The 7,890-nt window shown below is 44.6% G+C and carries 8 protein-coding genes; 2 read left to right on the forward strand and 6 right to left on the reverse strand.

Going from position 1 to position 7,890, the window contains the following annotated elements:
- Positions 1-256 precede the first annotated feature (256 nt).
- Positions 257-1,411, reverse strand: coding sequence for a transaldolase (tal, locus tag QZ918_RS29165; protein WP_293341588.1), 1,155 nt, complete (start codon positions 1,409-1,411; stop codon positions 257-259).
- 163 nt (positions 1,412-1,574) lie between these two features.
- Positions 1,575-2,648 (reverse strand): class 1 fructose-bisphosphatase, encoded by a 1,074-nt coding sequence (fbp, locus tag QZ918_RS29170; RefSeq protein ID WP_293341591.1) that lies wholly within the window; start codon positions 2,646-2,648, stop codon positions 1,575-1,577.
- A gap of 388 nt (positions 2,649-3,036) precedes the next feature.
- Here fbp and QZ918_RS29175 point away from each other — a divergent pair, with 388 nt between their 5' ends.
- Both QZ918_RS29175 and acpS read left to right on the forward strand, forming a co-directional pair.
- On the forward strand, positions 3,037-3,513 hold the full coding sequence (locus tag QZ918_RS29175; protein WP_293341594.1) for a DUF1643 domain-containing protein: 477 nt from the start codon (positions 3,037-3,039) through the stop codon (positions 3,511-3,513).
- Between the two features lie 98 nt (positions 3,514-3,611).
- The gene (acpS, locus tag QZ918_RS29180) at positions 3,612-3,992 is read left to right on the forward strand and encodes a holo-ACP synthase (RefSeq protein WP_293341597.1); all 381 of its coding nucleotides are present in this window, start codon (positions 3,612-3,614) and stop codon (positions 3,990-3,992) included.
- Positions 3,993-4,048: 56 nt separating this feature from the next.
- On the opposite strand, the gene QZ918_RS29185 is transcribed toward acpS, so the two are convergent.
- From QZ918_RS29185 to QZ918_RS29200, 4 genes are read right to left on the reverse strand one after another with little or no spacing between them, the layout of a single operon-like run.
- Positions 4,049-4,939 carry a nucleoside triphosphate pyrophosphohydrolase family protein gene (locus tag QZ918_RS29185; RefSeq protein WP_293341600.1) on the reverse strand — a complete coding sequence of 297 codons (891 nt, stop codon included), beginning with the start codon at positions 4,937-4,939 and terminating at the stop codon, positions 4,049-4,051.
- 18 nt (positions 4,940-4,957) lie between these two features.
- The gene (locus QZ918_RS29190; protein ID WP_293341603.1) at positions 4,958-6,088 is read right to left on the reverse strand and encodes a nucleotide kinase domain-containing protein; all 1,131 of its coding nucleotides are present in this window, start codon (positions 6,086-6,088) and stop codon (positions 4,958-4,960) included.
- A 37-nt stretch (positions 6,089-6,125) separates the two neighbouring features.
- Positions 6,126-6,896 carry a thymidylate synthase family protein gene (locus tag QZ918_RS29195; protein ID WP_293341606.1) on the reverse strand — a complete coding sequence of 257 codons (771 nt, stop codon included), beginning with the start codon at positions 6,894-6,896 and terminating at the stop codon, positions 6,126-6,128.
- Entirely contained in the window at positions 6,889-7,722 is an 834-nt protein-coding gene (locus QZ918_RS29200) for an ImmA/IrrE family metallo-endopeptidase (protein WP_293341609.1), read from the reverse strand. Before QZ918_RS29200 ends, QZ918_RS29195 begins: the two co-directional genes overlap by 8 nt.
- Positions 7,723-7,890: the final 168 nt, after the last annotated feature.

The following is a 7,890-nucleotide window of genomic DNA, read 5'->3' on the forward strand; positions in this document are numbered from 1 at the left end:
ATTGAGGGACTAAAATCATAGTTGATTTTTCTTTGTGAGATTTTTGACACCCATGGGTGTCACTTTTTCCCGGTTCGAGATTCAAAACTCAGAATTGAGGGACTAAAATCATAGTTGATTTTTCTTTGTGAGATTTTTGACACCCATGGGTGTCACTTTTTCCCGGTTCGAGATTCAAAACTCAGCATTTAGGAACCACAACGATTATGTATTCCGACTCCCAAATGCTTCTGCCTTCAACGATACAGATATCGTTTTAGGCGACAGGTGAGAGTTTCTGCACTTTCTCTGTCAAGGAATCCATCAGAGATTGGAACGGGCTGACGAATTTCTCAATCCCCTCCAGGAGCAAGTCTGCCATCACTTTGTCCAAATCGATGTCGATATCTGGATCTTTGAGACTTTCGATCAGCGCGTAAGCTTCTGCCACGTTGTTCTCAATCCGGGGTGCGACATCGCAGTGATCGAAACAAGCTTCCACGGTGTTCGGTGGCAAAGTATTCACCGTGTCGGGGCCGATTAGCTCATCCACATACATCACATCGCTGTAGTTGGGGTTTTTGGTGCTGGTACTCGCCCACAATAGCCGCTGCACTTCGGCTCCCTTGGCTGCTAATGCCTGCCAGCGATCGCTCGCGACGATCTCTTTATATTTCTGGTAGGCTACTTTGGCATTGGCGATCGCAATTTTTCCCTTCACCGCTTCCAGTTTGGCTTTGGTAGCAACATCAGTGACTACTTTGAGTTTCTCGTCAATCTGACTATCAATATTGATGTCGATCCGGCTCAAGAAGAAACTGGCAACTGAGGCAATATTGCTCACATCCAAATCCTTAGCCGCCCGCGCTTCCAAGCCACGGATATAAGCCCAGAAAGTTTCAACGTAGCTGTCAACAGAAAACAGCAAAGTCACGTTAACGTTAATCCCTTCGCTGATGACTCGTTCCACTGCCGGCAATCCTTGAGCCGTTCCCGGAATCTTAATCATCACATTTGGTTTGGCGATCGCCTGATAATAACGTAAGGCTTCACTAATCGTGCTTTCGGTATCGTTGGCGATTGTCGGTGGCACTTCAATGCTGATGTAACCGTCCAAACCCTTGGACTCTTCGTACACTGGAGCGAAGATATCACAAGCATTGCGGATATCGGCAAACACCAAGGACTCGTAAATTTCCAGTACAGATTTACCAGCCTGGATGCCAGCTTCAATATCAGCATCGTAAATGACATTACCCGCGATCGCCTTCTCGAAAATCGCCGGGTTCGATGTAATGCCTCGTAGCCCGCGACTTTCAATCATCTTTTTGAGTTCGCCGGACTCGATCAGATTGCGAGTCAAATTGTCCATCCAGATGCTCTGGCCAATTTCTTTGATTTCTAACAGGTGATTCTTTGTTGCTTCTGTCACGATCTTTAACTCCTACAATTTGATAATTGGTCATCGGGCATCGGGCATCGGGCATTGGGCATTGGGCATCGGGCATCGGGCATTGGGCAATTACAAACTTTCTTCCTTCTTCCCTCTTCCTTCTTCCTTCTTCCTTTTTCCTTCTTCCTTCTTCCTTCTTCCTTCACTCAGAAAGCGTTATGGGATTGCGCGATCGCTCTTTAATAAAAGACTCGACCATCGCTACATTGTCTTTGCTGCCAATAATCAAAGGCGTGCGCTCATGAAGTTGAGTCGGCACAACATCCAAAATGTTTTGAATACCCGTACTAGCGCGTCCACCAGCTTGCTCCATCAAAAACGCCAAAGGAGCCGATTCATAGAGCAAGCGCAATTTGCCCTCCGGTTTTTTCACCGTTCCTGGGTACAAAAACACGCCTCCCTGAAATAAAATCCGGTGGAAATCTCCTACCAAAGCCCCACCGTACCGGGCGGTATAGCCTTGATTTCGATGTACATAGCGAATGTAATCGCGATAAGATTCATCCCACTGCCAAAAGCTACCTTCATTCACACTGTAGATCGGGCCGCTCTCTGGAACCTGGATGTTTTCGTTAGTTAGAATAAACTCGCCCAAACTGGGATCGAGAGTAAAAGAATGAACGCCTTGCCCGATCGAATAAACGAGCATGGTACTGGGGCCATACAGCACATAGCCAGCAGCAATTTGTTTATGTCCGTGTTGGAGCAAATCTGAAGCCGAACCATCTGCATCATCCCCTTCTTGCTTGCGGATGCTGAAAATGGAACCGACATTCAGATTGATATCAAGATTAGAAGAACCGTCTATGGGATCGTAGAGCAGACTGTAACGCCCGATCGGACAATTTTCAGGAATATAATAGGGTTTTTCCATTTCCTCGGAAGCCAAACGGCAGACAAGTCCGCTTTGCTGGAATACCGAGATAAACACTTCATTGGCATAGATATCCATCTTTTTGACGGATTCTCCCTGGACATTGACAGCCCCTGTAAAGCCTAAAGCATCTTCCATGAGCCCAGCTCTGCTGAGTCGCCTTGAGATCAACTTTGCCGCCAGTCCGATACGACTCATCAGGGCGCTGAGATCCTGAGCATCTGGTGAAAAGCTGTGAAGTTGTTGGAATACATGACGGGATAGAGTTGTGCAATCGCGGTCTAAGGCTTGTACCTGTTCAGTTGGGCCTAGGCGGGCTTCCCCTATGGGTGCGTTTACCATGATTTTGATATCCTCCCTGTTATGGCTCCCTGGTTTGGGATTTTTCAGGTGTTGCTGAATCGGCGATGAGACCGATCGTCCTGTAAGTTCTATATTAGGGAGGGTTTCGGAAAAGGGGGGCGAACTTTAGGGTAACTTTAGATCCGGATCGAAAATTGAGGGGTGCGATCGACTGTTGAGTCGGGAGTTGTATTCAAAATCACCAAATTTTTGATTTACCGCAGAGGACGCAGAGAAACGAAGAAGGAAAATGCAATAATTAAGGGTGTTTTCAGCGATTAAGAACGTCCTGATCGTTTTGACAGTTGCTATAAAAAATTTATTGTTGAGCAGACAGAAAAACAGTCTGACGGCTAGAATTTGCCAGGGCATTCAAATGAAACAAATTATGAAACAAGGTGCAGCGATCGATCCTACAGGACTCTACCGCTACTCTCTGTGGCGGGAGTGGGATGCCAATGCTCCTAGAGTAGCCTTCGTTATGCTCAACCCCAGTCGTGCGGATGCAAATACTGACGATCCCACACTCCGCCGATGCTTAGGCTTTGCCCGCTCTTGGGGTTGCGGTTCGATCGAAGTAGTCAATTTATTCGCTTACCGTGCGTCGCGACCAGATATTCTGCGCGTGGTATTGGATCCCGTGGGGCCTGAAAATGACCGCTATCTCCGAGAAGCTGTTGAGCGAGCTGATCGAATTATTGTGGCTTGGGGCAATCGGGGTAGTTTGAGGAACCGATACCAAACCGTTTCCCCTTGGCTGAGTAACCGTGAAAATCTCTACTGCCTGGGAATTACCAAGAGAGGGCATCCGCGTCACCCGTTGTACGTTAGAAGCAGCACAACTCCTTTCTCTTACCCGCATTAAATCAGCTTGTATATCTTTGTTAAAGATTGCACAATTTTTTTCAAAGTGACTATGTATTCAATTATTCCTTAACTTAACTGCGCCGAAAAATTAGCAAGATGAATATTATTGGTCACGGCATCGACATTATTGAAATCAAAGATATCAGAAAACTAATAGAACGGTCAGGGGAGCATTTTGAAACGCGATGCTTTACAGCAACAGAGTGTAGTGGTGCAGAGTCCGATGCGAACCGCATTCAATATTTTGCAGGTCGTTTTGCAGGTAAAGAAGCAGTGCTTAAAGCTATTGGTACGGGATGGAGCCAGGGAATTTCGTGGACTGATATTGAAATCCAACGTTTGCCAACAGGTAGACCGTCAGTAATGCTGTATGGCAGATGTCAAGAAATCGCAGCAGAACTCGGCATTACCACCTGGTTTTTGAGCATAAGCCATACGCCGTCATATACAGTAGCAAGTGCCATTGCTGTTGGTTAGATATCCACTCAATCATAGCTATCGATATCAATAGCTGCTTCGAGCTATAAAATTTGTTATTTTTGTTGATAGGTTATGGAACGTGCGTTGATGTCAACAACAACAGTTCCCCCTCGATTTTTTTCCACCTGCCGCCAGACTTCGTAGCCCGTAAGAATTGCCTCCTCCCAATCGCCGAGCGAACACCGAGCAACTTCTAAGTGCGAACTCATATTTTTGATAGTTTTGAGTAATTGGTAATCAAGAGCGACAACTCCTTCTAAAAAGTTGTGATCCTTAGCATAGCTGAATACGAGAGCTGACAAGCCTTCCTCAATAGCTATTGCTCGCCCCCCATCTTCTACTTCGTCAATGCGGCGATTGCTTTTGCGCTTGAGTTTTAGGTTGCTGCGGATGACTGGTGACCAGCCCAAAACTGCGACATAAGAGAGATGAAAAACGTCGTGAAAACGGTATCCGTCGCTGGAATAAGAGTTGTCACTGAGGTCATTCCCAATCTGTTGTCCGTCGATGAATGCCCTCATTTTAACTGAGTTATCTTTGTTTACTTCAGTAATCTCGACTATAAACTGCCGTGGCAAACATTCGTTTTCGGGAAATTCACCATCGAATATGTATCCTGTAGTGCTGACATCAGTCTGTAATGAATCTCTCCATCCCCAACGAGCGCGACACTTTTCAATATTACCTTTTGCAACTTTTTCCAAATCGAGATCGAATTTGCTTGCTACGTTGGCAACATACCAGAGCAAATCTCCTAACTCTTCTGCTATTGCCTCTTTGAAAAGTTTGTGAGCATCTCCATCTCGAAGGTGTTTTTTGTACTCGGTGAGAAGCGAACCAGCTTCACCTACCAAACCAAGTAGAGGTACTATAATTCCGTCTCCGCTTTTGGTAGGAACTCTATCCGTTTTCAGCGCCTGTTCTTGATACTCGCGAAAATCCATACTTCACTCCTTGAGATTCTATTTTGACTTAAATTGAGTGTGAGCTTTGGTTGTTCTGTATTTTTCAATAGCCTGGTTAATTCCCCACTTCGGCGGATACCAGTAATCGACGGGTTGCGTGTTAGCTGAGTATTTCTGCTTGATCCGAGTGCGACCTGATATTCCGGCAATATCGGGATGTTTCATCCGAGCATATTTATCGACTTCGCAGAACAGATTTTGGCAATCAATAAGTTGTAGATTTCGTCCCCATAGCGACTTAAAATCAAGTCCCAATCGCTCAAATTCGGATTCTTGAATATCTGCCATAAATTTGATAATTTCTGGTTCATTCAGTCCGCCTAAGTCAAGAAAACATTTGCGGATGCCGTCGAGCGCTCCTGGCCCAGGAATTACAAAATCCATCTCGCTAAAGTTGGTAATTTTGCTATAGTTAACATCCGTAATAAATTGGTAAGCTAAAAAATCGCCAAGGGTTGGATAGTCGCGCAGCAGATCGAATGCCTTGTGCATATTCGGTGCATCTGCGAGCTTATAAGGCAGTTCGTCAGCCATCATCAGCTCTATCAATTTCAGGTGATTCCGATGCTTGGTAGTGTGTCCAAGAATGTTTCCTCCTGATGGCATGATGTATGCGCCAGAATAGATTGTCTGATCAGACTTCATGGCTTCTGTGAGAACTCGATCGTAGCGATCAAATGAATATTCACAGTAAATTATGGAACCAATTTTGTTCTCTAAAAGCTGCCAAGTTTCGATTTTGTTGAACAATTTGAATATCATAATCCTGAAAAATACTTCGTTGCTTGAAGCAGGAAGGTCATCCCGGTAAATGACATTGCGTATTAGGTACTGGCTTGTGCGATCGGATGCTCTATAGGCATTGGTAAATTTGTATGTGGAAAGGATGCGATCGTCAGTCCAAGGTATTTGGGCATTCTCTAATTTTTTGAAGAATATCTTCTGCCTTTCGGCGGCAAATCGCCAGTAACTATCGAAGACAACGGTAGGCTTGGTAGGTAGAATGTGCGAGATTATTGTCGGAGCATATCTGGGTTTTTCTCCATAATCACCAAATTCAAAACTTAGTTGTTTGCTCTGTAGGGTGACATTATTTGCATCGGCTTGGTTTGAGCGTTTGTTTATCATATCAAATCCGCATGGATTTCTGTGCGATCGCTCTTAATTATACTGCTTGACGCGCAACTTCTTTAAGTGGCTCTAGAGTTGGTGAAGTTTTGTTAATTTTGCCGATCTTTGCTACGCCAACAAAGCAGTTCATGCGCTCGAAACTTAGTCCCATTTCATGAGCCATGAAATCTCCCAGTCTGCACAAACCTAAGTAATTACCATAGGCTTTGTTAAACAACAGTTGAGTAGCATAAAAAGCGTTCAGTGTCAAGCTGTTTTCCTGGGGTATAAAGCTGACGTGTTGAAGGCAAGGGAAGGGAATTTGTGCAGCGGAAATGTGGTCTCGTGCCGGATCGAAAATCGAGGCTTGAAACATCGATTTTCTAAAGCTAGGATTTGACTTATACTGAGAAATAATGTATTCGAGTTGGTTGCCATTTTTAGGCCCAGAACCAAATGCAATTAATCTTTCAAAGTAAAGACCGCGATGGTTTTTAGTGGGTGCGAGAGCCTGAATTCTGGGAAAGTATTTGAGGTAGGTATCAAATAATTTATTTCTGTCATGCTTAGATCTTTGCCAGTATGAAGCAGGAAAAATTGTATTTGCCACCGTGTGAACTGACTGTTCACTGTTACTTTTGAGGCAGTTATCAAGAGCATCTCGAATAGCTCGATCTTCGTTGACCATACCATTGGTAAAACCGGTTAATGTTATTAAAAGTGGTGAAACGTTCTTGCCGGGATTATCGATGACATGGAGGAATGCACGACTCCAAGCGTGGGAAAGATTTGTTTCTTCAATAACAAAAGGTGAACTGTTACTCATCTTCGGGTTCCTCAAGGTGTCGATATTGACTCAAACCAACGAATTGATGGCGGCAAACGCGAACAAATACTGCCCATTTTGTATCGCGACAGTAGACGCGGACGATGCCGGGACGTGTAGCTCGAAAAAGACAACCATTTGGAATATCTTCTTGAAAGGTAATAGTCTCATTGGCTGCCTCTGCGGTGTTTGGCAATAACAGTTGACTTCCAACTTCGGCATCAATGGTAGGAATTGACCAATGTTGGTCAGCAATAATTAATGGCTCGGAAGATGGGTATCCTAGTATCTTTTGTCGGATATCTTTGGGCTTAACTTTAAGAAGTGAGAAAGCTTGTGTTCGGTCAAGCATTTTTAAGGCATAAGTCATATGCTTTATTAAAGTCTCGTACCCAACACCAAAATAGCAGGCGATCGTAAAAATCTGAATTGGCGTTGCACAAGCAACATTCCATCCGCGATCGACAAAAGCTTTTCGTACTCCTAAAGTGGGCATTAGCAAGAAACCTGCAAAGGAATTAACCAGAAACTCATCTGGATTAAAATCCTTATATTTTTCTGAGTCTTCTATCAGCTCATCGACTCTTAAACCGTGTCCAAAAATGTGATGCCCTAGTTCGTGAGCGCAAGTAAATGCCCGTCGCGGGAAGGGTCGCAGTGCAGAAAGAAAGATTAATGGCTTTTCTTCTTTGTAATACATCCCTTCCATGCTGCTGATGTCAACAAACCTGACTTTGATATTAAGCTGGTCACACAAACCATAAATACAGAGCGGGCTTATGAGATCGAAACCAGTTTGCCTCCGCACATCTATTGATTTGCACATGGCTTTTTGAGCCAAAGTTTGTCTTTCCCGTTTCGTATTGAAGCGCCAGTTCAAATCTGAAGTGCAACACCCAGGAGTTTGACCAAGGGGGACTCACAGGGATAGTCTAATGTTTACCACAACAAAAGGACACCCCCATGAGCTACACCCATCTTACTCTTTCTGAGC

The sequence above is a fragment of the Microcoleus sp. CAWBG58 genome (genome assembly GCF_020883045.1).
Classification (GTDB): Bacteria; Cyanobacteriota; Cyanobacteriia; order Cyanobacteriales; family Microcoleaceae; genus Microcoleus.

Coding starts and splice junctions, on each gene's coding strand:
- acpS (WP_293341597.1), top strand. CDS start 3,612: ATGAATATTATTGGTCACGGCATCGACATTATTGAAATCAAAGATATC.
- QZ918_RS29195 (WP_293341606.1), bottom strand. CDS start 6,896: ATGAGTAACAGTTCACCTTTTGTTATTGAAGAAACAAATCTTTCCCAC.
- QZ918_RS29200 (WP_293341609.1), bottom strand. CDS start 7,722: ATGTGCAAATCAATAGATGTGCGGAGGCAAACTGGTTTCGATCTCATA.
- QZ918_RS29175 (WP_293341594.1), top strand. CDS start 3,037: ATGAAACAAGGTGCAGCGATCGATCCTACAGGACTCTACCGCTACTCT.
- QZ918_RS29185 (WP_293341600.1), bottom strand. CDS start 4,939: ATGGATTTTCGCGAGTATCAAGAACAGGCGCTGAAAACGGATAGAGTT.
- QZ918_RS29190 (WP_293341603.1), bottom strand. CDS start 6,088: ATGATAAACAAACGCTCAAACCAAGCCGATGCAAATAATGTCACCCTA.
- fbp (WP_293341591.1), bottom strand. CDS start 2,648: ATGGTAAACGCACCCATAGGGGAAGCCCGCCTAGGCCCAACTGAACAG.